Source organism: Halovivax gelatinilyticus, from assembly GCF_024300625.1.
In the GTDB taxonomy this organism is placed as follows: Archaea; Halobacteriota; Halobacteria; order Halobacteriales; family Natrialbaceae; genus Halovivax; species Halovivax gelatinilyticus.
In genome coordinates this window covers 730,110-754,491 of sequence record NZ_CP101322.1, presented here as the reverse complement: position 1 = coordinate 754,491, position 24,382 = coordinate 730,110, and the positions used below count along the sequence as shown (strand labels likewise).

28 protein-coding genes and 1 tRNA gene are annotated in these 24,382 nt (G+C 65.2%); 11 read left to right on the top strand and 18 right to left on the bottom strand.

Annotated features, from left to right (window positions below; translation table 11 throughout):
- Positions 1 to 3: 3 nt before the first annotated feature.
- The gene (locus tag NKH31_RS03660) at positions 4 to 702 is read right to left on the bottom strand and encodes a CPBP family glutamic-type intramembrane protease (RefSeq protein ID WP_254863785.1); all 699 of its coding nucleotides are present in this window, start codon (positions 700 to 702) and stop codon (positions 4 to 6) included.
- A gap of 6 nt (positions 703 to 708) precedes the next feature.
- Positions 709 to 990: a DUF5789 family protein gene (locus tag NKH31_RS03655; protein ID WP_254863784.1), complete on the bottom strand. Its 282-nt coding sequence runs from the start codon at positions 988 to 990 to the stop codon at positions 709 to 711.
- Positions 991 to 1,123: 133 nt separating this feature from the next.
- Between NKH31_RS03655 and NKH31_RS03650 the strand changes: the two genes are divergently transcribed.
- Positions 1,124 to 2,038, top strand: coding sequence for a cell division protein CdpA domain-containing protein (locus NKH31_RS03650; protein ID WP_254863783.1), 915 nt, complete (start codon positions 1,124 to 1,126; stop codon positions 2,036 to 2,038).
- 19 nt (positions 2,039 to 2,057) lie between these two features.
- Here NKH31_RS03650 and NKH31_RS03645 read toward each other — a convergent pair whose 3' ends face one another.
- The 3 genes from NKH31_RS03645 to NKH31_RS03635 all read right to left on the bottom strand — a co-directional run bounded on the left by NKH31_RS03645 (position 2,058) and on the right by NKH31_RS03635 (position 3,715).
- Complete coding sequence (locus NKH31_RS03645; RefSeq protein WP_254863782.1) at positions 2,058 to 2,543, bottom strand: metal-dependent hydrolase; 486 nt, start codon at positions 2,541 to 2,543, stop codon at positions 2,058 to 2,060.
- A gap of 196 nt (positions 2,544 to 2,739) precedes the next feature.
- Positions 2,740 to 3,258 (bottom strand): CinA family protein, encoded by a 519-nt coding sequence (locus NKH31_RS03640; RefSeq protein ID WP_254863781.1) that lies wholly within the window; start codon positions 3,256 to 3,258, stop codon positions 2,740 to 2,742.
- Positions 3,259 to 3,337: 79 nt separating this feature from the next.
- Positions 3,338 to 3,715: a nuclear transport factor 2 family protein gene (locus NKH31_RS03635; protein WP_254863780.1), complete on the bottom strand. Its 378-nt coding sequence runs from the start codon at positions 3,713 to 3,715 to the stop codon at positions 3,338 to 3,340.
- 134 nt (positions 3,716 to 3,849) lie between these two features.
- Here NKH31_RS03635 and NKH31_RS03630 point away from each other — a divergent pair, with 134 nt between their 5' ends.
- From NKH31_RS03630 to NKH31_RS03620, 3 genes are all read left to right on the top strand, one after another.
- Complete coding sequence (locus NKH31_RS03630) at positions 3,850 to 4,950, top strand: pyridoxal phosphate-dependent aminotransferase (RefSeq protein WP_254863779.1); 1,101 nt, start codon at positions 3,850 to 3,852, stop codon at positions 4,948 to 4,950.
- Between the two features lie 54 nt (positions 4,951 to 5,004).
- Positions 5,005 to 6,300: an ArsA family ATPase gene (locus NKH31_RS03625; RefSeq protein WP_254863778.1), complete on the top strand. Its 1,296-nt coding sequence runs from the start codon at positions 5,005 to 5,007 to the stop codon at positions 6,298 to 6,300.
- Positions 6,301 to 6,377: 77 nt separating this feature from the next.
- Entirely contained in the window at positions 6,378 to 7,160 is a 783-nt protein-coding gene (locus NKH31_RS03620; RefSeq protein WP_254863777.1) for a DUF7847 domain-containing protein, read from the top strand.
- Here the strand turns inward: NKH31_RS03620 and NKH31_RS03615 are convergent.
- The 6 genes from NKH31_RS03615 to NKH31_RS03590 all read right to left on the bottom strand — a co-directional run bounded on the left by NKH31_RS03615 (position 7,152) and on the right by NKH31_RS03590 (position 12,651).
- On the bottom strand, positions 7,152 to 8,588 hold the full coding sequence (locus NKH31_RS03615; protein ID WP_254863776.1) for a glycerate kinase type-2 family protein: 1,437 nt from the start codon (positions 8,586 to 8,588) through the stop codon (positions 7,152 to 7,154). The two genes, NKH31_RS03620 and NKH31_RS03615, sit on opposite strands and share 9 nt — an antisense overlap.
- Positions 8,589 to 8,615: 27 nt before the next feature.
- The gene (locus tag NKH31_RS03610) at positions 8,616 to 9,578 is read right to left on the bottom strand and encodes an SDR family oxidoreductase (protein WP_425492306.1); all 963 of its coding nucleotides are present in this window, start codon (positions 9,576 to 9,578) and stop codon (positions 8,616 to 8,618) included.
- 50 nt (positions 9,579 to 9,628) lie between these two features.
- A complete protein-coding gene (locus tag NKH31_RS03605; protein ID WP_254863775.1) occupies positions 9,629 to 10,072 on the bottom strand; it encodes a hypothetical protein in 444 nt (147 codons plus the stop codon).
- A gap of 8 nt (positions 10,073 to 10,080) precedes the next feature.
- The gene (locus NKH31_RS03600) at positions 10,081 to 10,599 is read right to left on the bottom strand and encodes a DUF7342 family protein (protein WP_254863774.1); all 519 of its coding nucleotides are present in this window, start codon (positions 10,597 to 10,599) and stop codon (positions 10,081 to 10,083) included.
- A 243-nt stretch (positions 10,600 to 10,842) separates the two neighbouring features.
- Positions 10,843 to 11,667 carry an endonuclease V gene (locus NKH31_RS03595; protein ID WP_254863773.1) on the bottom strand — a complete coding sequence of 275 codons (825 nt, stop codon included), beginning with the start codon at positions 11,665 to 11,667 and terminating at the stop codon, positions 10,843 to 10,845.
- 27 nt (positions 11,668 to 11,694) lie between these two features.
- Positions 11,695 to 12,651, bottom strand: coding sequence for a rhomboid family intramembrane serine protease (locus NKH31_RS03590; protein ID WP_254863772.1), 957 nt, complete (start codon positions 12,649 to 12,651; stop codon positions 11,695 to 11,697).
- Positions 12,652 to 12,779: 128 nt separating this feature from the next.
- Between NKH31_RS03590 and NKH31_RS03585 the strand changes: the two genes are divergently transcribed.
- Positions 12,780 to 13,220 carry a DUF5788 family protein gene (locus tag NKH31_RS03585; RefSeq protein ID WP_254864852.1) on the top strand — a complete coding sequence of 147 codons (441 nt, stop codon included), beginning with the start codon at positions 12,780 to 12,782 and terminating at the stop codon, positions 13,218 to 13,220.
- Positions 13,221 to 13,354: 134 nt separating this feature from the next.
- A complete protein-coding gene (gene polX / locus NKH31_RS03580; protein WP_254863771.1) occupies positions 13,355 to 15,130 on the top strand; it encodes a DNA polymerase/3'-5' exonuclease PolX in 1,776 nt (591 codons plus the stop codon).
- A 141-nt stretch (positions 15,131 to 15,271) separates the two neighbouring features.
- Here the strand turns inward: polX and NKH31_RS03575 are convergent, their stop codons facing one another.
- Both NKH31_RS03575 and NKH31_RS03570 read right to left on the bottom strand, forming a co-directional pair.
- Positions 15,272 to 15,889: a hypothetical protein gene (locus NKH31_RS03575; RefSeq protein ID WP_254863770.1), complete on the bottom strand. Its 618-nt coding sequence runs from the start codon at positions 15,887 to 15,889 to the stop codon at positions 15,272 to 15,274.
- 242 nt (positions 15,890 to 16,131) lie between these two features.
- Entirely contained in the window at positions 16,132 to 16,887 is a 756-nt protein-coding gene (locus NKH31_RS03570; RefSeq protein WP_254863769.1) for a PHP-associated domain-containing protein, read from the bottom strand.
- A 164-nt stretch (positions 16,888 to 17,051) separates the two neighbouring features.
- Between NKH31_RS03570 and NKH31_RS03565 the strand changes: the two genes are divergently transcribed.
- Positions 17,052 to 17,339, top strand: a complete 288-nt coding sequence (locus NKH31_RS03565) for a DUF7565 family protein (protein WP_254863768.1) — start codon at positions 17,052 to 17,054, stop codon at positions 17,337 to 17,339.
- A gap of 21 nt (positions 17,340 to 17,360) precedes the next feature.
- On the opposite strand, the gene NKH31_RS03560 is transcribed toward NKH31_RS03565, so the two are convergent.
- Positions 17,361 to 17,798, bottom strand: a complete 438-nt coding sequence (locus tag NKH31_RS03560; protein ID WP_254863767.1) for a transcription elongation factor Spt5 — start codon at positions 17,796 to 17,798, stop codon at positions 17,361 to 17,363.
- Positions 17,798 to 17,971, bottom strand: a complete 174-nt coding sequence (locus NKH31_RS03555) for a protein translocase SEC61 complex subunit gamma (protein WP_254863766.1) — start codon at positions 17,969 to 17,971, stop codon at positions 17,798 to 17,800. The genes NKH31_RS03560 and NKH31_RS03555 overlap by 1 nt, the downstream gene beginning before the upstream one ends.
- A gap of 195 nt (positions 17,972 to 18,166) precedes the next feature.
- Here NKH31_RS03555 and NKH31_RS03550 point away from each other — a divergent pair, with 195 nt between their 5' ends.
- A complete protein-coding gene (locus NKH31_RS03550) occupies positions 18,167 to 18,340 on the top strand; it encodes a hypothetical protein (RefSeq protein WP_254863765.1) in 174 nt (57 codons plus the stop codon).
- Between the two features lie 44 nt (positions 18,341 to 18,384).
- Here the strand turns inward: NKH31_RS03550 and NKH31_RS03545 are convergent, their stop codons facing one another.
- The gene (locus NKH31_RS03545) at positions 18,385 to 19,614 is read right to left on the bottom strand and encodes an alanine--tRNA ligase-related protein (RefSeq protein WP_254863764.1); all 1,230 of its coding nucleotides are present in this window, start codon (positions 19,612 to 19,614) and stop codon (positions 18,385 to 18,387) included.
- 77 nt (positions 19,615 to 19,691) lie between these two features.
- A complete protein-coding gene (locus NKH31_RS03540; protein WP_254863763.1) occupies positions 19,692 to 20,195 on the bottom strand; it encodes a helix-turn-helix domain-containing protein in 504 nt (167 codons plus the stop codon).
- 119 nt (positions 20,196 to 20,314) lie between these two features.
- On the opposite strand from NKH31_RS03540, the gene NKH31_RS03535 reads away from it, so the two are divergent.
- Positions 20,315 to 20,399: transfer RNA gene (locus NKH31_RS03535), tRNA-Leu, on the top strand.
- A gap of 214 nt (positions 20,400 to 20,613) precedes the next feature.
- Entirely contained in the window at positions 20,614 to 21,156 is a 543-nt protein-coding gene (locus NKH31_RS03530; protein WP_254863762.1) for an NUDIX domain-containing protein, read from the top strand.
- A 25-nt stretch (positions 21,157 to 21,181) separates the two neighbouring features.
- On the opposite strand, the gene NKH31_RS03525 is transcribed toward NKH31_RS03530, so the two are convergent.
- Entirely contained in the window at positions 21,182 to 21,703 is a 522-nt protein-coding gene (locus tag NKH31_RS03525) for a nicotinamide-nucleotide adenylyltransferase (RefSeq protein WP_254863761.1), read from the bottom strand.
- Positions 21,704 to 21,869: 166 nt separating this feature from the next.
- On the opposite strand from NKH31_RS03525, the gene lonB reads away from it, so the two are divergent.
- Positions 21,870 to 24,380: an ATP-dependent protease LonB gene (lonB, locus tag NKH31_RS03520; RefSeq protein ID WP_254863760.1), complete on the top strand. Its 2,511-nt coding sequence runs from the start codon at positions 21,870 to 21,872 to the stop codon at positions 24,378 to 24,380.
- Positions 24,381 to 24,382 lie beyond the last annotated feature (2 nt).

The following is a 24,382-nucleotide window of genomic DNA, read 5'->3' as shown; positions in this document are numbered from 1 at the left end:
GCCTCACAGCGCGACGGGGAGCCACTCGAGTACGTCGAGCGCCGGTTCGGGATCGAACAGCGGGTCGTGGAGGACGAGCCAGTCCAGCAGCACTAGCCCCACGCCGTGGGCGATCACCGACGGGAGGATGGAGTTCGACTTGTAGTCGACCGCTCCGAAGAGGACGTCCGTCGGACCGGAGAGCAAGAATTCGATCGGCGGTTTCCCCCAGTGGTGGAACATGTACAAAAGCGGGCTGATGAAGACGGCTTTGAAGCCGATGTCTTTGACGCCGACGCAGAGCAATCCGCGGTAGTACGTCTCCGCGGCGAGCGCGAGTACGAACAGCTGGACGGCGTGGGGGAGAAATTCGTTTATCGCCGGGCCGGTTCGCCAGATCGGGTAGAACTCCCGGATCGTCGGCAGCGTCGACCCGATGAGGTAAAACGGGAGAACGAACAGCGAGAGCAAGACCGCGTTTCTGACCGCCAGCCGATTTACCCGCCAGCCGATCCGTCTCCCGTGTGTGAGTCCGAGCGCCAGCGGCCCGCCGATCAGCACGACGCTATCGAAGACGACGCGTCGCTCCACGTCAGATGGTACGTACGCCATCCAGGCGATCGTCAACACCGCCCCCGTTAGCAGCGACTTTTGCACCCAGGTGAGCGTCGGGAGTCGATCGCCGACGACGTCGAACGCTGAGCGTTTCGTGTCGGCTGCCACGGGTGCTTACTCCGCGGTCCGGACGGGGCCGTCTCCCATCACGTCGCGGACGTGTCGCGTAAACTCCCGGCGCGTTGCGAAGTAGGTCTCGTCGACTTCAGAGAGCAGGTCTTCGAGCCTAACCGGCCCGTCGGGCGTTCGGAGGACGGTCTCTCCCTCGAGGCGGTCGACCTCGCTCGCCTGTATGGGCCAGTGGAGCCGGGACGCTACCCGGGCCAGCGGAGCCCCTTCGACGGGGGTGTGCTCGCCCAGTTCGATCGGGTGTTCCGAATCCTCGTCGTCGCTCATGGTTACGGCTTCTCGCGCCCGTCGATTCAAGGTTTCGTTTCCTCGAATGCGGCCCGACGCGGTCGCCGCGTGCCGGTGTCGTGTGACGCGCGTCTGACGTAGTGTTTTGGGTCGCGAGTGCGAAGCCCCGGTTATGACGAGCCTCTCGGAGGTATACGAACGAAAGGAACGGGAGGTGACGAGCCCCGAGCGGCTCTACGCCGGAACGGCGCTGGTCCTCTCTAGCGCGGTGCTCGGAATCGTTGCGGTTCTCGTCGTCACGACGGACCTCTTCTCGTTCGTCGCGAGCGACGTCTACGCCGCGCGCAAGATCGCTGGTATTCTCGGCGGACTCGCCGTCCCAGCCGTTCTCGTCGGCGTGTTTACGGTGCTGCCAGCCGGACGACGGGCGCAAGCGGCGGCCGCGATCAGTGCGAGCATCTGTCTGCTCGGGGTCGCGCTCTTCTCGTACGCCTACCCGCACCACTGGGACGGCCACGGCCAGGACCTGACGTTCTTCGTCTCGGTCGTTTACCTCGTCGGCCTCTTCAGCGCCGTCTGGTGTCTCTTCACCGTCGTCGTTAACTTCAAAATGCGAAACGACCCCGGCGGCGCCCTGGAGATGAACGTCACCAGACGCGGCGAGACGAAAATCGTCGAGGTCGAACGCGACCGCGGGATGGGCGGCGTCGGACTGATGGGCGCCACACCGGACGGCGACGTCGAGACGCAGACGAATCGGCCGGACGAGTCGCCCTCCTCGCGCGTCTCGGACGCCGCATCGTCGGTCGCTTCGGCCGCTCGAGACGTCGCGACCGGCCCGTCCAGCGGCCTCGGCGGCGGTCCGCGGCCGACGAGCGACGGCGGAACGGACGCCCGGGAGATCAGCTCACCGATGGATTCACCGCGCGACCGCACGACGCCCGCCGAACCCGCCGATCAGTACTGTGGAAACTGTCACCACTTCGAGTACCAGCGCGGCTCGTCCGGAATGGTCCCGTACTGTCGATACGACGGCGAGCGAATGGACGACATGGACCCCTGTGAGGCGTGGGAAGCCAACCGGTGAGCGTCTCCTTCGTTCCAACTTAGATCCCGAGCACCGGCCGTGCCGCCTCGATCCAGCCTTCGTCGATGCCGTAGATGGCGACCGCGGCGACCGCGAGCTGGACGGCGGTGATCACGAGCGTGACGATGTCCGCGGATCGGCTGTTGGCCGGCACGCCGACGGGGAGGCCGTACTCGCGGCCGAGTAGTGGGTAAAAGAGCGCGATGCCGCGCGTGTTACCCGCGACGTCCAGAACGTAGTGAGTCAACACGCCGATCCAGACGTACGCCAGGTTACCGAACGCGTAGGGGAAGGCGAGAAAGCCGACGAGGACCGGGAGGTTGTGGAGGGTCTTTCGGTGGCGCCCCATCACGGTGTCGATGTCGGGGACGAGCGCGCCGAGCAGGACGGGGACGCCGATGGTGAGAATCGCCCGCGCGGTCTCCTCGCCCCCGCTCGGTTCGATCAGCGCGCCGAGTCCCACGCCCAGGAGGACGGCGTTCATGACGTGGTCTCGTTTGTTCATACACACGAGAGGAACTTCGCGACCGACGAATACCTTTCCCTCTGGCCTTTTTCGGAAACCGAAACGACACTCATTTCAAAAACTTGGCTATAATCGGGGCCTACCGTTAGAATTGGTGACGTGCTCGCGGCATATGCCGCAGAATCTACAGCCGAAAGTCGTCACCTGTTCGGTCGACTCCCGATTTCCGATAGGGTTACCGGTCGGTCCGTTCAGCCGCCTCGACGATCGTTTCGAGCGCCCGCTCGACCGTCGCCGCGCGGACGGCGGCTCGGTCGCCGTCGAAGGCGTGTCGTCTCACCTCCGCGAACGATGATTCGCTCCCCCACGGGCCGGCGTAGGCGATACCGATGTAGACAGTTCCGACGGGTTTGTCCTCGGTGCCGCCGGTCGGACCGGCGACGCCGGTGATCGAGAGTCCCCAGGTGACGTCGCAGACGTCGCGGACGCCGCGGGCCATCTGTCTCGCGACCGGCTCGGAGACGGCGCCGTGTTGGTCGAGCGCCTCGCGCGTGACGCCGAGGTGGCGACGCTTCGCCCCGTAGGCGTAGGTCGTCAGTCCCGCCTCGAAGAAGTCGCTCGCGCCGGGGATTGACGTCAGCGCGGCGCCGAGCAGTCCGCCGGTACACGACTCGGCGACCGCCAGCGTCTCGTTCGCCTCGCGGAGGGCGTCGGCGACCCGCATCGGAAGGTCGCGATCGATGTCGTCGTTCATATCCGGCGTGACGTCGGCCGCGGTAGTCAAACCGGCGATCGGCGGGACTGGGGTTCGGGGCGGTCCACGAACGGTGCGCTCAGACGGCGTCGCGGTCCGTGTAGGTGTATCGAGTCGCGATCAGTCCATCGTCGTCGAACTCGTGGTGGTCGGCGAAGCCGAACGAAACCGGTTTCCCGTCGAGTCGTCCGGTGAACTCGCCGCGAACGGCGGCGAACGGTCCGTCGACGACGACGTGGTGAACGTCGTGAGTACCGTCGTCGAGCGGCCGATCCCGCTCGTAGAACCGCCGGAGTGCATCGATTCCCTCGATCGGTTCTCGGCCCGGACGGTCGTAACGGACGTCCTCGGCGAACAGCGAGAGCAGGCCGTCTACGTCTCCGTCGTCGACTCGGTCGTAGTAGGTGCGGAGTCGGTCGATCGGATCGACGTCGTCGATCGTGTCGGCGGCGGTCATACCCGAATCGAGGTGACGACGGGAACGACTGTTATTCTTTCCCACGGCTCGTGTCACCTTTTGTCGTGGGGCTGACCTCGCGTCTCGCTGCCCGCGACGAAAGAACCACGACCCCGCCGCCCGTGGTGGCAGGCATGGAGTACGAGACGCCGCTTTTCTTTCACGTGATGGCCTACGCGGCCGAGGCCGATCGGGACGTCGTCGACATGGTGAGCGGCAACCCGGACTGGGAGCCGCCCGAAGCGCTCCGCCAGGGACTCAGGGAGTACGCCGATTTCGACGCGGATCGATTCCAGTACCCGCCGAGCGAGGGGATCCGCGAGCTTCGCGCCGAGATAGCGGCCCGTCGGGGCGTCGACGTCGAGCGGGTCGTCGTGACCAACGGGGCGGGCGAAGCGAACTACCTCGCGATGGCCAGGGCGTTAGAACGCGACGCGGGCTCCGAGGTGATCCTGACCGATCCGGTCTACTCGTACTATCCGGGAAAGGCGACGATGCTCGGCGGAACGCCGCGGTACGTTTCGGCCGGCACTGACGGTCAGCTAGACCCGGCGGACGTGCGAGCACTCGCGAGCGACGAGACCGCGGCGATCGTCGTCAACACGCCGAACAATCCGACGGGGGCCGTCTATCCCGAGTCGACGGTGCGCGAACTCGTCGCGATCGCCGAAGCCCACGATGCGATCCTCGTCGCCGACGAGGTCTACGATCACTACGATCTTTCGGGGACGTTTTCGAGCGCCCTCTCGGTCGACTCCGACCACCGAATCGTCACAAACGCGTTCTCGAAGTCGCTCGCGATCACCGGCTTTCGCGTGGGATACGGGATCTTCCCGCCCCACCTCGTCGAGGACGCCAAGAGCCGCCACATGCTCGTCAACGTCGCCGGGAGCCGCCCGGCACAGTACGCCGTGTTGTGCGCGTTACGAGAGACCGAACCGTCCTACTACGAGGCCAATCGCGAGTTGCTTCGCGAGCGCGTCGACTCGTTCACCGACGCGCTCGATCGGGCCGGCGCGGCCTATACCCGCCCCGACGGGGCGTTCTACGTCCTCGCTCGGTTCGACGGCTACCCGGGAACGCTCGAGAACGTCGAGCGGTTGATCGACGAGGCGGGCGTCGCGGGGATGCCGGGCGCCGCGTTCGGCGAGACGTGCGAACCCTGGCTCCGATTCGCGCTCGTCACGCCGCGAGCCGAGGAGGCGGCCGATCGCCTGGCCGCGTACTTCGCGTAGGACTCGTCGGTGTCGACCGACGCATACTCGTGTCTCGACGCGCAACCGTCGCGCATGAGCGGACTCGACGTCGGACCGGCCGACGAGGACGAAGCGGCCGACTACGAGATCGAGGTGACGCCGACCGAGTCGGTCGACGACGGAATCGACGTCGAGACGTCGGACGACGCCAGCCGGATCGACGTCGACGTCTCCGGCCCTGACGAGCCGGTTGACGGCCCGTCGTACGTTCTCTACGGCGGAAAGGGCGGCGTCGGTAAGACGACGATGGCGGCCGCGACGGCGCTCGACAGCGCCCGCGACGGCCGCAGCACGCTCGTCGTCTCCACCGACCCGGCTCACTCGCTCTCGGATGCCCTGGAGACGGATGTCCCGTCCAGCCCGGAACGGTTGCGCGAGGACGTTCCACTTTATGGCGTCGAGATCGACCCGGAGGCCGCAATGGAAGCCGGCGAGACGCCGTTTACCGCTGGCGGTGGGTTCGAGTCGGGAACCGACGCGACCGGCAGCGACGGTACCGGCCCGTTCGCTGGCGGCGAGGAGGGCCCGTTCGCTGGCGGCGAGGAGGGCCCGTTCGCCGGCGGTGAGTCGAACCCGTTTGCCGAGGGTGGTGAGGGGCCGTTCGGCGAGGACGGACTCGGTGGCATCGCGACGGCGATGGGCGGCGAAAATCCGATGGAGGGCCTGCTCGGCGGGACGATGCCCGGCGCGGACGAGGCGGCGGCCGTCCAGCTCTTACTCGAGTATCTGGACGACGATCGGTTCGACCGCGTCGTGGTGGACACCGCACCAACGGGCCACACGCTCCGGCTGCTCGAACTGCCCGAACTGCTCGACTCGATGGTCGGACGTATGCTGACCATCCGTCAACGAATCGGGAGCATGTTCGAGGGACTCAAGGGACTGTTCGGGGCGGGGACCGAGGCCGAAGACGCCTTCGACGTCGACGACCTGCGTGAGTTGAGCGATCGCATCGAGCGACTCAGGGCGGCCTTGCGAGATCCCGACCGGACGGACTTTCGCATCGTGATGGTCCCCGAGGAAATGAGCGTGATGGAGTCCGAGCGATTGCGCGAGCAACTGCAGTCGTCGGGGATTCCAGTCGGAACGCTGGTCGTCAACCGCGTGATGGAGCCGCTCGCGGCCGTCACCGACGCAGTAGACGGTGCGTTTCTCAGCCCGAATCTCGACGACTGTGCCTTCTGCCAGCGCCGATGGGACGTCCAGCAGAACGCCCTCGGCGCGGCCCAGGACCTCTTCCGAGGAACGGACGTAAAGCGCGTCCCGCTCTTCGCCGACGAGGTTCGCGGCGAGGAGATGCTCGGCGTCGTCGCCGCGTGTCTGCGGTAGCGGCGGTTGGCGGTCGACGGATGTCGGAAATGTGTCCGTAACTACGTACGCCCGTCGTGCGGGGTACACCGTCAGCTATGGTCGGATCGATTCCCCGAAAGACCGCACTCGAGACGTTCGGAGAGGCGTTCGGGTGGGTCAAACGTAATCCCGTACTGGTCGTCCTCTTTTTCATCCTCGGCGTGATCGACGCGGCCGGCGAAGCCGAACCGCTGTTGTCGCTGCTGGCCGTGGTACTCACGCTGTACTTCGGCGGAATCGCCCACCTGTTCGCCCGCGACGAACTGGGCGGAACGACTCCCGATCTCGGCGAGGCGTCGAGTCGCGTTCTCGGTCGGCTGGTGTCGCTGATCGGGATTGTACTCGTCTACGTCGTCCTCGTCTTCGTCGGTCTGCTGGCGTTCATCGTTCCGGGAATCTACCTGTTGTTGCGCCTCTCGCTCGCGTTTCCCGCCTGCGTCATCGACGACCAGAACGCGTTCGAGAGCCTCTCGACGAGCTGGGACGTCGCGCACGGAAACTTGCTCAAACTCCTCGGCATCTCCGTGCTGGCGCTTCTCGCCTACTCGGCGGCGGCCCTGTTCGCGGTCGCCGTCGCCGTCCCGTTCGGCGACGAGGCGACGTTCTTCGCCGTCGTCGTCCTCGCCTCGGCGGTCGCGACGGCGATCCTCCAGCCGCTCGTCGAACTGGCCTACGCGCGAGTCTACCTGGAAAATCGCGACGACGATGAGATGTATCACGCCGACGATCCCGCAGACGACGGCCCTGCGTCCGCGGCGGACGACGAGCGGCTCGGCGAATCGACGTGGGACGAGGATCGATCTGGCCACGGCTGGGATCGATCGGACGACTCACGCTGACCGGCCGGAGCGCTCGGTCACCACGACCGCGCGGATGTCGTTCACGTTCGTGCCCGTCTCGCCGGTCCGGAGCAGCCCACCGCGCCGATGGAGATACGTCCCCGCGTCGGTTGCCGCGAGGGCGTCGCGGGCACCGCCGCGATCACCGGCTACGGTCGCCGTATCGACGATCGCACCCGCCGCGTCTGTCGGCCCGTCGACGCCGTCGGTGTCGACGCTCGCGAGGACGACCTCTCCGCCCGTCGCCATCTCGTCGGACGCACGCTCCCCGGTTGCTTCGGCCAGCTCGACCGCGGCGGCGAGCGCCAACTCTTGATTGGGTCCGCCCGTCCCCGTGCCGGTCACGGTGACCGTCACCTCGCCGCCGGAGAGGATTACCGCGGGTGGTTCGACGGGGTCGCCGCGTTCGAGACACTCCAGGCCGATGGCGGCGTGAACGCGACCGACGTCGCACGCCTCGCCTTCGATTTGACTCGAGAGGACGAGTGAATCGAATCCGTCCTCGCGCGCGACCGCGCGGGCCGCCTCGATCGCGGTCCGACCGGAACCCAGCGTGTGCCAACCGCCGCCCTCATTCGTCAGCTCGTCCGCCGCGGGCGTCTCGTCAATCCGTCCGGCGACGCCGTCGCGCAGGTGATCGACGACGGGTTCCGGGATCGCCTCGGTTTCCCCGTACCGGTCGATCACGTCGAGCGAGTCGTCGTACGTCGTGGGGTCGGGGACGGTCGGCCCGCTCCCGACGACTGACGGGTCGTCGCCGACGACGTCGCTGATCGCGAGCGTGAGGACGGTCGCCGGCGACGCTCGCCCGGTGAGTCGGCCGCCCTTGATCGCCGAACAGTGCTTTCTGACCGCGTTGAGTTCGTCGATCGTCGCGCCCGATTCGAGCAGCACGCTCGTCGTCCGGCGAACGTCGGCTAGCGAGAGGCCGGGCGCCGGCGCGGCGAGAAGCGCGCTCGCCCCGCCGGTAACGACGAAGAGCACCAGCGTCCCCGATCCGGCCGAATCGGCCAGCCGAAGCAGGCGCTCGGTCGCCTCGACGTTCCGCTCGGTCGGAACGGGGTGGTCGCCGTATCGGACATCGACGTCGGAGGGAGCGACGTTCGTTCGATCGGAATGTGTCCCACTTCCCTCGGGCGAACGGGCTGGCTCGGTAGTCACGACGATTCCATCGTCGCTCGTCGTGTCGAGTTCGGCCAGCAACGCTCGAGCCAATCCGTCCGCCGCCTTTCCGCCGCCGAGGAGGATTACGCGGTCGAACGCGCCGAGGTTGTACGAACGGTCGGCGATCCGGAGCACGTCACCGTCGACGTCGACCGTCTCCGCGACGAGGGCCGCGGGTTGGGCGGCTTCGATCCCCGCTTGGAGACACGAGAGGGCGACCTCGCGGGCGGGCGTCCTCGCGTGTCGATCTCGATCGTCGAACATGCCGTGTCGTCTCCGTCGATCGTCGGCTCAGACGAATTTTCGAACGACGCCGAACAGCGCGTCGCGAACCTGATCCGGAAGGAATCTGGCGTAGGAGCCGTACTGGGCGACGGGTCCGACGGGATAGCGCGCCGGCGGATCGGCGCAGGTCGCGGCGTGAACGATCGCCGCCGCGACCTCAGACGGGTCGAGCGCCAGCGGTCCGCTGCCGCCGACGAGCTTCGTGTCCTCGATGATCGCGTAGAGGTCGTCGTAATCGGGGGTCCGCTCGTCGGGGAGTTCCTCGTCGACGCGGTCGGGGAACGTCGTCTCGACCGCGCCGGGTTCGACGACCACGACGTCGACGTCGAACGGCTCGACCTCCGTTCGGAGCGCGTCGCTCATCGCCTCCAGCGCGTGCTTCGATCCGGCGTAGGCGCCCATCCCCGCGATGGAGACGCGACCGATGATGCTCGAGACGTTAATGATCCGTCCCGTTCCCTGCGCGCGCATGTGGGGCAGGGCGGCCCGGGTGAGCCGCTGTGGGCCGAAGACGTTGGTGTCGAACTGGCGCTCCAGTTCGGCCGTCGAGACGTCTTCGAGCGGCCCCAGCTGGGCGTAACCGGCGTTGTTGACGACGCAGTCGATCGCTCCCGACTCGTCTACGACGTACTCGACGGCGCTTGCGACCTGCCCCGGGTCCGTGACGTCGAGCGCGAGCGTTTCACAGCCCGCTTCGGCCAGGTCGGTCACGTCCTCTAGGTTGCGCGCGGTGGCGAACACCCGCCAGTCTTCGTCGAGGAACGCGAGCGCCGTCGCCCGACCGATCCCGGACGAGCAGCCGGTGATCAGGACGCTCTTCTTTCGCGTGAGGTTCTCGTCCGGCGTACCGTGCGCTCCGTCACGGTCCTGACGTGCCATGTGTGCGGTTCCTCCGTCGGTTTCTGCGTCCCCGTCGGCGCCAGAGTCGGCCTCTGTGCCGTGGTCCGCGGCGGCCGCATCGCCTGTCATACCCTACTGGTTCACGCGACGATATGTAAGTCCCGTCGGTTTTCTCGTCGCTACCACGACAGCTCGTCGATAGTGGATTCGATCGAAGCGAAGTGGCGCTCGAACGTCCGGTATGGGTGTTCATCTTCGATGTACGCCGCCTTCTCGCGTTCGGTCGGCCTGTCGGGATACTCCACCTGGAAGTGAACCGGTCCGTACTCGGGTTCGGTCTCGTCGCAGTGCCAGCCGAACCCCCGTTCGCGTTCGGGTTCCCACCACTGAATCCAGTAGTGAGGGCTGTCCCCGGACAGATCGAACTCGACTCGGATTCTAGCGTCCGCGCCGTAGTCCCGCCCGAGAAAGACGACGGGATCGACGTCGGCCAACACTTCGTTCGCGTCGATGCGGGATGGAGCGTACCGTACGGATGTACAGCCTCCCGTTCCGGCCAGTCGGTCGTGAACGCGCTCTAACAGTTTCCGTTCGACGGGCGTCCAGACCCCGAAAATTGCCACCACTGGTCTCACCCCGTCGTTCCGATCGTCTTCGAACCGGGAACGTCGTTCGCGAGGGCGGCGACGTCGTCGTAAATCGCGAGGGCACCGGTGATACGGTCTCTGGTCCGGACGCTCGTCTCCCACCGTCGGAGGACGCGTCGTCGGTCCCGAATCTCCGCTGGACCGAGGTCTTCGGCGAGCGTCTGTTCCAGTTGGGATCGGGATTCGACACTGTACTCTTCTTTCCACCCCTCGATTCGTTCAGCGATCGCTTCGAGTTCGCCGCGGAGCGATTCCCGATCGTTCGTCAGGATGAGTTCCCGAAGCTGATCGAAGTACGCCCGCGTCGGGTCGGGAACGTACGCGCCTGAATCGGTTACGAGGAGCTCACCGCCGTCGACGAGTTCGTCGAGATACTTCTTCGCCGTATCCCACTTCACCTCAGCCTGTTCGGCGACCCAGTTCGCCGTTCGCGGCTGTGACAGCGTGGTAGCGATCGTCTCCACCCGCTCTCGGGCAGTCGTCACCTCGGTCCACTCGTCCATGCACATATTTTCGATCACTAACAACATATAGGTTGGGCCTTTACCCAATATATTGGTAATTGAATTGGCCCCGTTCCGCGGAGAAGGGTGAGACCTTCTCGTCGACGTGACCTGATTCCTCGAGAGCAGCGTGGGGGCGAACGACTCGTACTCGATCGATCCTTCTACTCTCGGATCGCGCGGTACGTCGATCTCACACGGTGATGCGTGCCCGTCTCGATCGACTCACCTACCCGTGGCGGGTCACACGTACTCCCCTTTCACCTCGTCCGCGTGGGCGTCTGCGAGACGGGTCGGCTTGGGAAGCTTGTAGCCGGCCGACAGACCGAGCACGAGATCGGCCGCCGTCTCCGCGCACACCCGGTGGCCGGGACTGACGTAGAGCGGATTGACGTGTCTGTTCGACGAGTCGTACTGTTTGGTCTGGACCGCGTAGCCGATCGTGGTTCCGTCGGGGGCGTCGACGCGCTCGTTCGCTTCGATTGCCACGCGCTCGCCGGCCGCGAGTCCCTCGGTCGGGGCGACCGGCTCGCCACAGAGGAGGCTCTTGGCGACGCCGACGCTCGGCCGGTCGAGGACGACCCCGATGTGGGTCGCGATCCCCGCCTGCCGGAAGTGGATGCGACCGCTGCCGTCGAACAGGTAGACGTCGGGCTCTACCGTCAGCTGCTCGACGGCCGCCAGGATCGGCCCACCCTCGCGAAACGAGAGCAGGCCGGGAATGTACGGTATCTCGAGCGGCGTGACGGCGTGAACGCGTTCGACGACGGACCACGACGATCCTGTCGGCTGCACGACGACGATGGCGCTCACGGCGCGGTCCTGCTCTATCAGGAACGACTGGTCGACGCCGGCGACCAGCGGCGTCTCGTCGTCCGCGAACGTCGTCTGCGCCGATTCGACGCTGGTCGGGTCCACCGGATCCCGCGGGGCGTCGAGCGTCGTCGGATCGAATCCGAAATCGTCCGCGAAGACGGCGCTCCGGGCGATCTCGCGCTGAAGCGCTTCCATCTCCTCGCGCGAGAGGGACGAGTCGGGTGCGAGGTCCGGACGGGGATCGGGCGTCATGGTCGGTGGAGTACCACTTCGACGGAGTTAGAACGGGCCGCGACCGCCACCGGGGCCGCCCGGTCCACCGGGACCGAGCTGGAACTGGTTCGGCCCGCGGACGTTCTGGGTTCGCTTGATGTACTCGCCGACGGCGAACCCGACGACCAGCCCGACGAGGTGGGCTGCGTGGGCGATTCCGCCGGCACCGGCACCCCCGCCGCCGACCAGCAACAGACTGATGGCCGCGAAACCGACGGTCAGGATCCACAGCGGCATCGGGATGAAGAACATGAAGTAGACGCGCAGTTGCGGGTGGAGTACCGTAATGACGCCCAGAATCGCGAGCGCGCCACCGGAGGCTCCGACGACGCCACCGCCCAGAAGGCCGTAGCCACCTTCGCTGATCTGGATCATTATCTGTGCGAGGCCGGCCAGTATCCCGGCCCCGAGAAAGAGCGCCCAGAACTGCCGATCCCGAAGATATCTGGCCAGTAGCGGCCCGAAGAAGAATATCACAATGCTGTTGAACGCGATGTGAATGAGTCCTCCGTGCGCGAAGATGGACGTCACCCACGTCCAGGCGTACTCTGGATTCTGTGGGGTGAGCACGAAGATCGATCGATAGGTCTCGTAGGCGCTGGGGTACATTTCCAGCGACCCTCTCGGCGCCAGTCCGAGCGAGGCGACCTGCTGTAAGAGGAACGTAACCCACATGAAGAGCAAGATGGTGTAGGTAACGTTACCACGGAAGTAGGCGAGCGGTCCGCCCGGGCCCGTGTCGATCGGCAGCTTCGCGAGAATTCGGTCCGTACTCGACGTCTCCGCGTTGTCAGCCGACGAGTCGAACCCGCTGTCGAAGACGCCTTTCGGGTCGTTCCACTGGTGCAACCCGGAGCAGCTGTGATTCTCCGGCAAGCGGTGTTGCGAGCAGTGGGTCCCACCGCAGTGTCTGCAGTTGTACGGCATGCTTACCGCCGCCCCACACACGTCACACTTCGCCATTGCGCTGGGGTATGCGACGGATTGCTATGGGGTTTGGGGTTTTCGTCGATTTCCGGCGAGAGGGGACGTCGCCCGGCGCGTCGGCCGCCGCCGGGTACTTTTTGCTTGCGGAACCCGGACGCTCTGGCGTGCAACCATACGAGCGCGCCCAGCTGCTCGAACGCATCGACCGCGACGGGGCGACGGTCGGGGCGGACATCCCGGAGCGCATCGAGGTCCAGGGCGAGGAGATCGACCTCCGGGAGTTCGTCTTCGAGATCAAGCGCAGAGAGACCGTCCCGCCGGGCGAGCGCGAGCGGGTCGAACAGGCGAAACGAAACCTCAGGCGCGAGCGCCGCGAACGCGTGGACCTGATCGAGGACGGCGAAGTTGACTTCGCCGAGGGCGAGGACCTCGCCCAGGCGATCATCGGCATCGACCGGGCGCTGAACGCCCTGGAGAGTCTGGGTCCGACCGACCTCGAACGAGCGCAACAGGCCCAGGACGTCGCCGATAAAAAGCGCTGGATGTCGTTCCTGAAGAAGGCGCTCGGCCGGACGGACGACGCGTCGTCGAGGCGCGGTCGCTGAGACCGAGATTCGGTAATTCGGAGATCGTACGAGCGGGCGCTGACTCACGCGGACGATGTTCTAAGTAGCTGCCCGCGAGAGAATCGAGTACCGATGACTCACGCGTTCGATTCGCCCGCCCGGCGGTGGTACCGATGACGACGAACGCCGAACTGGCTGCGCGCTTCGAGGAGTTCGCCGACCTGCTCGAAGCGGACGACGTCGAGTACAAGCCGCGCGCCTACCGCCGCGCCGCCGAGAACATCCTGGCCCATCCCGTCCCCCTCGCCGAAGCCGTCCGGACGGGCAACGAAGACGAGATCGACGAGATCGAAGGCGTCGGCGACGCCATCGCCTCGAAAATAATCGAGTACGTCGAGACCGGCGAGATCGAAGAGCTGGAGGAGCTTCGCGAGGAACTGCCAGTCGACATCGCCGACCTCACCCGCGTCGAAGGCGTCGGCCCGAAGACCGTCGGATCGCTCTATCGCGAACTCGGCATCGAGACGCTAGACGACCTCGAAGCGGCGGCCGAGGCTGGTGAGATCCGCGAGGTGAAGGGATTCGGCCCGAAGACCGAGCAGAACATCCTCGACAACGTCGAGTTCGCTCGTACCGTCGGCCAGCGCCACCTCCTCGGTGAGGCCCGACCGCTCGCGGACGACGTTCTCACCTTCCTCGAAGCGGTCGAGGCCGTCTCCCAGTGTGAGGTCGCCGGCTCGATCCGTCGCTGGCGCGAGACGATCGGCGACGTCGACGTGCTCGCCGCGACTGCCGATCCCGAGGCGGTCGTCGAGGCCTTCCTCGCGTGGGAGTCGGTCGACGACGAGATCGAATCCGGCCCCGCGAAGGCCAGCGTGCGCGTCGGCGAGGTGCGCGTCGACCTGCGCGTCGTCGATCCCGACGAGTTCGGATCCGCCCTGCAGTACTTCACCGGCAGCCGCGACCACAACGTCAGGTTGCGCAACTACGCGATCGAGCGCGGACTGAAGCTAAACGAGTACGGGGCGTTCGACGTCTCGGATCTCGCGGTGTCCGAAGACGACGATCCGACCCACGTCGGCGGCGGACCGCGGGCGGGCGAGCGCGTCGCCGGCGAGACCGAAGCGGAGATGTACGCGGCGCTCGACCTACCGTGGATTCCGCCGGAACTGCGAGAAGATCGCGGCGAGATCGCCGCCGCTGAGGCGGGCGAACTCCCCGAACTCGTGAGCCACGCCGATATCAGGGGAGACCTCCACACGCACACCGAGTGGTCCGACGGCACTAACACGATCGAGCAGATGGTGACCGCGGCCGAAGAGCGCGGCTACGACTACTACGCGATCGCCGATCACGCGGAGGGGCCGGGCGTCGTGGGCGGGATGGGACTTTCAGACGACGAAATCCTGGCCCAGATCGAAGAAATTCGTGCGGTCGACGAGTCGTCCGACGTTCGGGTCTTCGCCGGTATCGAGGCCAACGTCGATGCAGAAGGGGAGATCGGTCTCGACGACGCGGTGATCGACGCCCTCGATCTGATCGTCGCCTCGCCCCACAGCGCGCTCGATCAGGATCCGGAGACGGCGGGCGAGCGGTTGATTCGGGCGATCGAAAACCCGGCGGTCGACGTGCTCGGCCACCCAAGCGGTCGATTGTTGAACGAGCGCGAGGGGCTCGCCCTCGACGCGGGTGCACTCGGCGAGGCGGCGGCCGAACACGGGACGGCCCTCGAGGTGAACGCAAACCCGAGACGGCTCGATCTCTGGGGAAGCGCCGTCCAGGCGGCGATCGACGAGGGTGCGACCATCGCGATCAACACCGACGCTCACCGGACGGCGACGCTCGAGTACGTTCGCTGGGGCGTCCACACCGCTCGACGTGGGTGGGCCGAACCCGCGGACGTGCTAAACGCCTGGCCGATAGCGGACGTAGAATCGTTCCTCCACTGATCGAACCCGTTCGTTCGGACGAACCGGCCCATACTGGATAGGTGACTACTCACGCTATCTGCTGGTCCGTCTGGTAAAAATACGTGTCAACGAGCGGGCCAGCGCGCGAGCTTCGATTCGGGCGAACGCCCGGTCGACGGTTTAGCCGTTGTGATTGTCGTCGTTATTGTCTTTATCGTCCTTGTGATCTTTGTCGTCTTTCTCGTCTTTCTTGTCCTTGTCGTCCTTGTGATCTTTGTCGTCGTGATAGTCGAAGTGCTCCTCGAGGAGGTCTGCGAGTACCTCGGGGTCGATTCGGCCTTCGACGAGTTCTTCGAGCCAGTCGACGTTGACTCTCCCGTCGGCGACCCGGTCGCCGCCGTCGTAGAGGCGGACCTCGATCCAGTCGATTCGCGCGCGCAGGGCCTCCAGGTCTTTGATGCCCGTTTTCAATCCGTGGCCCATCTCGACCATCGCCTCTTTCTTGTGGTCTCTGTGGACGTCCGCGCTGATGACGAGCGTCTTCCCGTCGATCTTGATCGACCGGATCGAGATGTACTCTGCGAGCGCGTCCAGGTCGTCGCGGTCGATTCCCGGGAGGTCGTCTCCGTTGTCGCCGTTGTCGCCGTTATCGTCGTGTCCGTTGTCGTCGTCGCCGTTACCGCCGCCCGTCTGCACGTCTTCGGGATCGTCGTCCCCGTCGTCGTCACCTCCCATGCAGCCGGCGATGGCGATCGTGAGGGCAGTACCACTTCCGAGGATGACCGAGCGTCGATCCATACGAGTGGCGAGACCGTCATGGGAGTTTACTAATCAGCACCTGTATCTCGCCGTTCTCGCGTCACTGAGATCCTACTATGGCGGCGAGTGGTCGTGGGTCGAGCGTCGATCGAATCGAGCCGCCGCTAACGCGTCGATAGGCCCACGCTTCTGACCGCCGTCTGGCGAATATCAGTCGAGCCGTCGGCGTACGTATCGGCGTCGTACAGCCGACCGATCGATGTACGATCAGGTTACTCCGGTCAGTAGACGCTAACGTCGTCGAACCGACGCTCGTATCGCGAATTCGTCGGGTGAGTGGGTTCCGTCCCGGAGAGAACGACTCGCTCGAACTTCTCCCACGTGTTCTCCCAGCCGAGGTGGGCGAGTTCGATCGCAGTCGTTCCGACCATCGCGCGTCCGGAGTTGTGATCTACGGTCCTCGGTGCACCAGACCGAAGCGCCTCGAAGAGGTCCGCCGTCGACGCCACGCCGTCGAAGACGGTCGCCGCCGCACCGATCGTTCGCCGGAGGTGGGCGTACGAAGAAGTGAACGACGGCATCGGTATCTCTGTGGCCAGCCGCTGGGCTCGCCGGTTGTGTATCGGAAGATGCTTTGGATTGAACACTTCGATCGCGTCGATTACGTCCCGATAGGCCCGTATTTCCGCTTCGCCCAGGCTGACCGTCGCGAACGTCGGATGGGGTACGAGAACGATGGCATCCTGACGCGTACACTCGTCCATCGCGCCCGCCAGCGAGATGTAATCGGGGATCGGCTCGTCTAGATCGAGCGCCAGAACGTGCTGGCGATCGCCCCACGAACCGGTGAAAATCTCCCGGCCCGGAATGATGGCGAGTTCGTCGTCGGCGTAGCGTTCGGCCGTCGCTTCGATTTCGGGCAAGGGAGTAAAGTGGGGCGCGTAGACGAGTGCATCGAGTCCGACGCGCTTGGCTCGCGAGACGACCCGCTCGTCTAGCACCTTCACGTGAAGATCGACGCGATACTCGTCGGACACGGCTCTCAGTACCCAGTCCCCCTTGGTAGGCGTTTCCGTTTCTATCGAGTCAGATTGGAAGCGTGACCGGTCGGCCTGGATTTGACAAGGGGTCGTCTCGAAGCGATGCAATCACCTCGCGCGGGCGAAAGGTCCATTAGGTGGGCCTGTGAATCGATGGTCGAATGGTCTGGGAGTGCGGGATCGGTGAGTGCGGGGCGTGCTTCGACGAGGTCGAAGCCGCGATCGCCCACCAGGCGACCGAGCACGAACGACGCGAGTGTAAGGTCTGTGGAACCGTCGTACCCGACGGCTACCTGGCGATCTACCACGCGTTCTCCGAACACAGTCGCGCCGAGTACGTCCGCGCGTACGGCGCCGACTCGAACGCCGTCAGACGACGGGAGTCGATCGTTGAGGACGTCACGGCAGTCGTCGATCAGGACGAACTCGCCAGGCTGCTCGATCGATGATCGCGATCTCAGCGCGACGAACTATCGTTCGTCACTGTCGAGCACCCGGATCTGGTCTCCGCGCACCGTGACCGGGATCGGGACGGTCGCTTCGTAGAGTTCGACCGTTACCTGGTCTTTGCCTTCGTCGATCCGCTGAACCTGGGCCTTCTCGCCTTTGAACGGGCCGGCGATGAGTTCGACGATGTCCCCTTCGGCGATCCCTTCGACATCTGGTTTCGGCGAGAGGAAGTGTTCGACTTCGGAGATATCCGAGTTTCCGGGGACGATGCTTCTGGCGTGTGGAATATCCTCTAACACGAGTTCGAGGATGTTGTCGTCGTCAGCTTCGACCATCACGTAGGAGGTGAGCGAGTCGGGCGCGAGCGCCGCGTGGATTTCCGGTTCCTCCCGGTTGATGATCATGTCGGCGACGGTTTGCTCCTGGCTGGCCGTGGTTTTGACGGCGAAGATTCCCATCAGAGGCCACCGGTCAACAGACCCATCGTGACCCCGATGATGAAGCCGAGGAAGCCGACGAGGAGGATGCCGGCTCCGGCGATCTTCGAGACCTGCCAGAACTCCTCTTTCGTCGGCGTCGTCGCCATCTTCAGGACGCGGACGTACGACGTGAGATCGTAGGGTACGTTCATAGGTGAGTAAACAACGTGGGTGCCCTTTTATCTGTCTTTCCGTCGGTGACGAGTGAACGGCTGGCCAACCGACCCGATTCAGATCGGTCTGGTGTTCCTCGAGAGCGGGCGTTCTCGAAGGTGGCACCGACATTCACGCCCGGACGTTGCACGTGACGGCCGTTTCTCCAACCGTCCGGGGGCCGCCCCCTCAGTATGGCCGAAGATAACTCCGACAGGGCCAACGAGATGGAGGCGGAACGGCGGGCCGAAGTCGAAGACGAACTCGAACGAATCGACCGCGATCCGGCGGAAGCCGACGCCGACGACGAGGCGGTCGGGAGCCAGAGCGCGCCGCGACGCGAAGAGAACGAAACGGACGCGGAGTAGCCCCACGTCCGGTGGGCCTTCGATCCGGTCGAACCGACTCGCGTTCACTCTAGGCCGGTGACGACGTCGTCCGGTTCGACGTCGAAGTCACCGCCCCAGGCGAGTTCGGGCGAGCCGCCGCCACCGCCGCCGAACTCGTCGGTGAGTTCTCGCAAGATTTCGACGGCGTTCGCCTCGTCACCCGCGGCGACGACCGCGAACGGCGACTCCGATTCGCCAGCGATAACGACGACGTCGGCCACGTCGCCGGCGACTTCGCTCGCGACGTCACCGGCCTCGTCGGCGTCGACGACGCCGGCGGTCGTCGCCACCCAGGTCCGGCCGTTCCGGCAGAACGGCTCGGCTCCTTCGATCCTAGTCTTGACGAGTTCACGTTGCAACGTTCCGACGGAGTCTGCAAGTTCCTCGCGTTCGGCTTCGAGACGAGAGAGTTCGCCCGTCGCCTCGCCGAGCGGAACGCCGAGCTGTCGACTGGCGGCGAACGTCACCCGCTTTTCTGTTTCCCGACGTTCGATGGCTCGCGGGCCGACCGCGAGTTCGATACCGACGCGGTCCGGTCGCGGTTCCGACGCCCCGAGGACGGTGACGGGCCCGATCTCTCTCGTGTTTCTGACGTGCGTTCCGCTGCAGGCGGCGACGTCCCACGCCTCGCTCGAGGCGTTGATGGTGTTCGCGCCGCCGCGATCCGCGTCGCCGATCGTGACGACGCGGACGCGTCCCTTCTCGAACGCGGTGTCGTCGATCGCGTCGTTCAGGACGATCTCGTCCGCCTCTCGGGCTTCGGCGATCGGCATCGAATCCCAGGAGACGGGTCGAGACTCCCAGACGGCGCGGTTTACCAGCTCGTCGAGCGAGACGAGCGCGTCGTCGGTGACGCCATCCTCGGTCTCGATGTCGAGGCGGACCCGCTCGGAGCCGATCTCCATGCCGGCGTACGTCACGTCGTCGAACACCCGCCGAGCCGCGCCGAAGAGGACGTGACTCGCGGTGTGTGATCGCATGCAGTACATTCGGGTCTCCCAGTCGATCGAACACAGCACGCGCCGTCCGGCGCGAAACCGGGGTTCGTCCTCCAGCAGGTGGACGTGGTCGCCGTCTTCGTACCGAACGTTTTCGACCTGGACGTCGCCGATCGTTCCGTGGTCTGCGGGTTGGCCGCCGCTCTCTGCGAAAAAGTGCGTCGACTCCAGCCAGACGCGCCGTCCGTCGACGGCTGCGACCGCCGACTCGAACCGCGTACCGTACGGTTCCTCGGCTGCGCGTTGGGGGCTCATCGCCTACTCGTCGGTTCGGAGGGACTAAAAATCTGCTCGCCGAGACCGATCGCGTTTCCGATACGATCGCCGCCCGCTCACTCGGCGAGTTCGACGTCCAGACGCGCTTCTAGGGCGTCGATCAGCCCGCCGCCGATTCCGGCCTGGGTCGCCCGATCCTGTTCGATCGCCAGCAGGTCGGCTTCCGGGACGTCGAGGTCGTCAGCGAGTTCCGCTCTGGTGAGACCGGCGTCCTGGCGGGCGCTCTCGAGCACCGATCCGTACTCTGAGACGAGGTAGGGCAGCGGATCGTCGTCGTAGTTCGTCCCCTCGCGCTCCCAGTGTTCGGAGTCGCCGTCCCAGACGGGATTGGCTTTCGCCACGTTCTGGGCGGCCTTTTTCTTCCGGCGCTGCTCGTCCTGGTCGTGACTCGCGCCCCCGCTCGACGACTGCTTCCCGTCGCCGTGGGTCGCACAGCTGGGACAGACCGAGAGCTCCGCACCGGCGACGGTCTCCTGGGTGAGCGAGTCGCTTTCGGCGCCGCAGAGTTCGCAGCTGGTCCCTCCGCCGCCAAGGGAGGACCCGGTCGAGTATTTAGCCATAGGACTAGTTCGCATCTCCAGCATTTGAATGGACCGCCTCTGGCCGCCCCGCCGCGGTCGAAAAGAACACGCTTTTATATCGACCCACGGGTACCTTCTGTTGCAGTCAGAGCACGCGAGCGTGGGTAGCCAAGCTAGGCCAACGGCGCAGCGTTGAGGGCGCTGTCCCGTAGGGGTCCGCCGGTTCAAATCCGGTCCCACGCATCGTATGCGTCGCCGATGGCGACGGTTGGCAAGGCGACGATGTCGCCGAACACGATGCAGGTGGAGTCCCTTGGGACTGCACCCACGCACCAACTTACTCTCGAACCAAACTCGTGAGCCCCGGCGCTGTCCCGTCGGGGTCCGCCGATGAGCGATCGGCGCTGCTGTTCGGTATCGATAGCATTTCGGGTGAGGACGTGAAAATCACCGCTCGATGGTATGGACGATCGGCGGATCGACGCCCCGGTACTGTCCGCACTGCGGGGTCGAGTTACGCGTGCGCGACGTCGAGGGCGAGCCTCGTCCGTTTTGTGGCGAATGCGAGCGAACGATCTACAAGAACCCGCTGGCGCTTTCGCGCGTGGCCGTCGTCGACGCCGATTCGGTCCTACTCATCCAGCGGGCGCGCGGCGTCGACCGCGGGACGTGGGTGCTTCCGGGTGGATACGTCGATTCGAACGAGTCGCTCTCCGATGGCGCCGCGCGGGAGCTTCGCGAGGAGACGGGATTGTGCGCGAATCCGGACGATCTCTCGCTGTTGGGAACGGGATCGCTCTCGTTCGACGACGGCCACTCGCTCGTGTCGATTAACTACGCGGTTTCGCGTTCGGCCACCGACGGCGAGGTCGTGGCCGGCTCCGACGCTGCGGACGCACGCTTTTTCACGCGTGCGGAGATCGAATCCGACCCGCCGCACCTCCGGGCGTCCGGACCACTCCAGGTGGTAGAAGCGATCGACGAGTTCGGGGACCCCTGAGCGATTCGACGGTCGGCCGATTCAGTTACGCATCGCCGTTGGCGTCGGTGTCGCTGACCATCTGGATGCGTTCGATCCCGCCGATCTCTTCGACGACGTCGGCGACGGCGGCCGGGACGAGCGATTCCCAGTCGCGGTCTTCGATCATCCGCGCGCGGACCTCGCTTCCCTCGAGGAGTTCGCGGTTGTACATCGGGGATTGACGGACCTCGACGTGGGCTTCTCTGAAGAGCTGGATGACGAGCGGATTGTTCGAGAAGGCGACGTCGAAGTCGGGGCTCATGCTCTCGACGTGGCTCACCCAGACGGAGTTTCGTTCGAGGTCTTCGATCGGAACGGCGTAGGTAACGAGGTCGATATCGGCGAGCGATTTGGTGATCATCATGATGCGTTCGCCCGCAGTGAACGGATTTCGCGTCGTGTGCGAGGCGTCGGCGCTGCCGATGCCGAGCACGAGTTCGTCGACGTCGGCGGCGATCCGCTCGACGACGCTGTAGTGACCGTCGTGAAACGGCTGGAAGCGTCCGATGTAGATGCCTCGCCTCATGGATGAACCGACGGGCGGTCCCCGCATAAGGCTGGCGAGATTCTACCGTTTTCGCTCGAATTCGAAATCAGCTGTTTCAGGCTCTATATCGCCACCGTACGGCCGAACGCGAGGGAGAAAGTATATCAGTCCGAATCCCTTCGATTCACGTAGCAACCAACCCCTCATGAGTAACGACACGAACGTCGATACTCCTCCCGACGAGGAGGAAGACGAACTCGCCGAGGAACGATCTGAGGCGGGTGAAACAGACGCCGACGTCGAACCGGACGGAGAGACGTCGACGAACGACGAACAAGATACCGACAACGAACGGGTCGATGACCAACCCGACGCACCGTCGGCCGAGACCGGGTCGGACGAGGAATCTCCCTCCGCCCGCGACGCTATCAAGGTGGCCGATTCGGTTGTCGCTTCGTCCGATGACGATACGTCTGCCACGGATGGCGCGACGGTCGACGGTGGTGACGGCGCCGATCCGTCCGACGAAGGCGTCGACGACGCGTCGGACGAGGCCGATCCCGCCGCGGCGGTCCCGGACAGCATCTGGGCCGAGATCGAACAACACGAACGGGAGCCGACCGAGTCTCCGGATTCGCCCGACGACCCCCGTCGCGAGCGAGAAACGGGAGGCGATGACGACGAGCTGGAGACCGTCGAGACCATCGACAACCTCGGGAGCGAAGTCGAAGTCGACGAGGAGCTGAACGTCGACGAGGACGAAGTGGACAACCTCCTCGGCGGGTTACAGATCGACTCGACCGAGGACATCCAGGTTCCCGACCGACTCGTCGATCAGGTGATCGGCCAGGACGAAGCCCGCGACATCATCATCAAGGCGGCCAAGCAGCGCCGACACGTGATGATGATCGGCTCGCCGGGGACCGGCAAGTCGATGCTGGCGAAGGCGATGAGCCAGCTCTTGCCGAAAGAAGACCTCCAGGACGTGCTCGTCTATCACAACCCCGACGACGGCAACGAGCCGAAGGTCCGGACGGTTCCGGCTGGCAAGGGCGAGCAGATCATCGACGCACACAAGGAAGAAGCGCGCAAGCGAAAGCAAATGCGGTCGATCCTGATGTGGGTCATCATCGCCATCGTCGTGATCTACGCGTTCATCGCCGGGCAGTTCTTGCTCGGGATCATCGCGGCGTTGATCATCTGGCTGTTCTTCCGCTACACCTCGCGCGGAATGGATGCCATGGTGCCGAACATGATCCTCAACAACGGCGAACAGCGCACGGCGCCGTTCGAGGACGCGACCGGTGCACACGCCGGCGCCCTGCTGGGGGACGTTCGTCACGACCCCTTCCAGTCCGGTGGCATGGAGACGCCGAGTCACGACCGCGTCGAACCCGGCTCCATCCACAAGTCGAACAAGGGTGTGCTGTTCGTCGACGAGATCAACACACTCGACGTTCGCACCCAGCAGAAGCTGATGACGGCGATTCAGGAGGGCGAGTTCGCGATTACGGGTCAGTCCGAGCGCTCCTCGGGTGCCATGGTCCAGACCGAACCGGTCCCCTGTGACTTCGTCATGATCGCGGCGGGTAATCTGGACGCGATGGAGAACATGCATCCGGCGCTGCGCTCGCGGATCAAGGGCTACGGCTACGAGGTGTACATGGAGGACACCATCGACGACACGCCAGAGATGCGTCGGAAGTACGCCCGCTTCATCGCCCAGGAGGTCGAACGCGACGGCCGACTTCCACACTTCGAGCGCGAAGCGATCAAAGAGGTCATGCTCGAGGCGAAGCGCCGGGCCGGTCGCAAGGACCACCTGACGCTTCACTTCAGAAACCTCGGCGGTCTGGTTCGCGTCGCCGGTGACATCGCGCGTGCCGAAGACCGCGAGTTTACGACGCGCGAAGACGTCTTGCAGGCGAAACAGCGCTCGCGCTCGATCGAACAGCAACTCGCCGACGACTACATCGACCGGCGCAAGGACTACGAGTTGCAGGTGAGCGAGGGCGGCGTCGAGGGGCGCGTCAACGGCCTGGCGGTCATGGGCGAAGACAGCGGCATCATGCTTCCGGTCATGGCCGAAGTGACGCCGGCGCAGGGTCCCGGTCGCGTGATCGCGACCGGCCAGTTGAAGGAGATGGCTCAGGAGTCGGTCCAGAACGTCTCGGCGATCATCAAGAAGTTCTCCGACGAGGACATCTCGACGACCGTTCCCGGCTGGGACGAGGATCGTTACGGCGCTAGCGATTATCCCGACTCCTCGCTCGCCGGCAAGGACGTCCACATCCAGTTCGTCCAGGCCGGTCAGCAGGGCGTCGACGGCGACTCCGCCTCGATCACGGTCGCGACGGCCGTCATCTCCGCGCTGGAGGACATTCCAGTGGATCAGTCGGTCGCGATGACCGGTTCGCTCTCGGTCCGCGGGGACGTCCTGCCCGTCGGCGGCGTCACGCACAAAATCGAGGCCGCAGCGAAGGCCGGTTGTACGACGGTCATTATTCCGAAAGCCAACGAGCAGGACGTGATGATCGAAGACGAGTACGAGGAGATGGTCGATATCGTCCCGTGTTCGAACATCAGCGAGGTCCTCGAGGTCGCGCTGATGGGCGAACCCGAGAAGGATTCGCTACTCGATCGCCTGAAGTCCATCACCGGCTCGGCGTTCGACGGGCAAGTGGGCCACAGCGGCTCCTCGCCGAGTCCGCAGTAATC

Excerpts from the sequence above, each read along its gene's own strand:
- NKH31_RS03530 (WP_254863762.1), top strand. The coding sequence starts at position 20,614 with ATGGTATGGACGATCGGCGGATCGACGCCCCGGTACTGTCCGCACTGC.
- NKH31_RS03655 (WP_254863784.1), bottom strand. The coding sequence starts at position 990 with ATGAGCGACGACGAGGATTCGGAACACCCGATCGAACTGGGCGAGCAC.
- NKH31_RS03650 (WP_254863783.1), top strand. The coding sequence starts at position 1,124 with ATGACGAGCCTCTCGGAGGTATACGAACGAAAGGAACGGGAGGTGACG.
- NKH31_RS03540 (WP_254863763.1), bottom strand. The coding sequence starts at position 20,195 with ATGGCTAAATACTCGACCGGGTCCTCCCTTGGCGGCGGAGGGACCAGC.
- NKH31_RS03595 (WP_254863773.1), bottom strand. The coding sequence starts at position 11,667 with ATGACGCCCGATCCCCGTCCGGACCTCGCACCCGACTCGTCCCTCTCG.
- NKH31_RS03625 (WP_254863778.1), top strand. The coding sequence starts at position 5,005 with ATGAGCGGACTCGACGTCGGACCGGCCGACGAGGACGAAGCGGCCGAC.
- NKH31_RS03600 (WP_254863774.1), bottom strand. The coding sequence starts at position 10,599 with ATGGACGAGTGGACCGAGGTGACGACTGCCCGAGAGCGGGTGGAGACG.
- NKH31_RS03575 (WP_254863770.1), bottom strand. The coding sequence starts at position 15,889 with ATGGATCGACGCTCGGTCATCCTCGGAAGTGGTACTGCCCTCACGATC.
- NKH31_RS03630 (WP_254863779.1), top strand. The coding sequence starts at position 3,850 with ATGGAGTACGAGACGCCGCTTTTCTTTCACGTGATGGCCTACGCGGCC.
- NKH31_RS03645 (WP_254863782.1), bottom strand. The coding sequence starts at position 2,543 with ATGAACAAACGAGACCACGTCATGAACGCCGTCCTCCTGGGCGTGGGA.
- NKH31_RS03590 (WP_254863772.1), bottom strand. The coding sequence starts at position 12,651 with ATGGCGAAGTGTGACGTGTGTGGGGCGGCGGTAAGCATGCCGTACAAC.
- NKH31_RS03565 (WP_254863768.1), top strand. The coding sequence starts at position 17,052 with ATGGTCTGGGAGTGCGGGATCGGTGAGTGCGGGGCGTGCTTCGACGAG.
- lonB (WP_254863760.1), top strand. The coding sequence starts at position 21,870 with ATGAGTAACGACACGAACGTCGATACTCCTCCCGACGAGGAGGAAGAC.
- NKH31_RS03620 (WP_254863777.1), top strand. The coding sequence starts at position 6,378 with ATGGTCGGATCGATTCCCCGAAAGACCGCACTCGAGACGTTCGGAGAG.
- NKH31_RS03525 (WP_254863761.1), bottom strand. The coding sequence starts at position 21,703 with ATGAGGCGAGGCATCTACATCGGACGCTTCCAGCCGTTTCACGACGGT.
- NKH31_RS03640 (WP_254863781.1), bottom strand. The coding sequence starts at position 3,258 with ATGAACGACGACATCGATCGCGACCTTCCGATGCGGGTCGCCGACGCC.
- NKH31_RS03545 (WP_254863764.1), bottom strand. The coding sequence starts at position 19,614 with ATGAGCCCCCAACGCGCAGCCGAGGAACCGTACGGTACGCGGTTCGAG.
- polX (WP_254863771.1), top strand. The coding sequence starts at position 13,355 with ATGACGACGAACGCCGAACTGGCTGCGCGCTTCGAGGAGTTCGCCGAC.
- NKH31_RS03610 (WP_425492306.1), bottom strand. The coding sequence starts at position 9,578 with ATGACAGGCGATGCGGCCGCCGCGGACCACGGCACAGAGGCCGACTCT.
- NKH31_RS03635 (WP_254863780.1), bottom strand. The coding sequence starts at position 3,715 with ATGACCGCCGCCGACACGATCGACGACGTCGATCCGATCGACCGACTC.
- NKH31_RS03555 (WP_254863766.1), bottom strand. The coding sequence starts at position 17,971 with ATGAACGTACCCTACGATCTCACGTCGTACGTCCGCGTCCTGAAGATG.
- NKH31_RS03550 (WP_254863765.1), top strand. The coding sequence starts at position 18,167 with ATGGCCGAAGATAACTCCGACAGGGCCAACGAGATGGAGGCGGAACGG.
- NKH31_RS03560 (WP_254863767.1), bottom strand. The coding sequence starts at position 17,798 with ATGGGAATCTTCGCCGTCAAAACCACGGCCAGCCAGGAGCAAACCGTC.
- NKH31_RS03615 (WP_254863776.1), bottom strand. The coding sequence starts at position 8,588 with ATGTTCGACGATCGAGATCGACACGCGAGGACGCCCGCCCGCGAGGTC.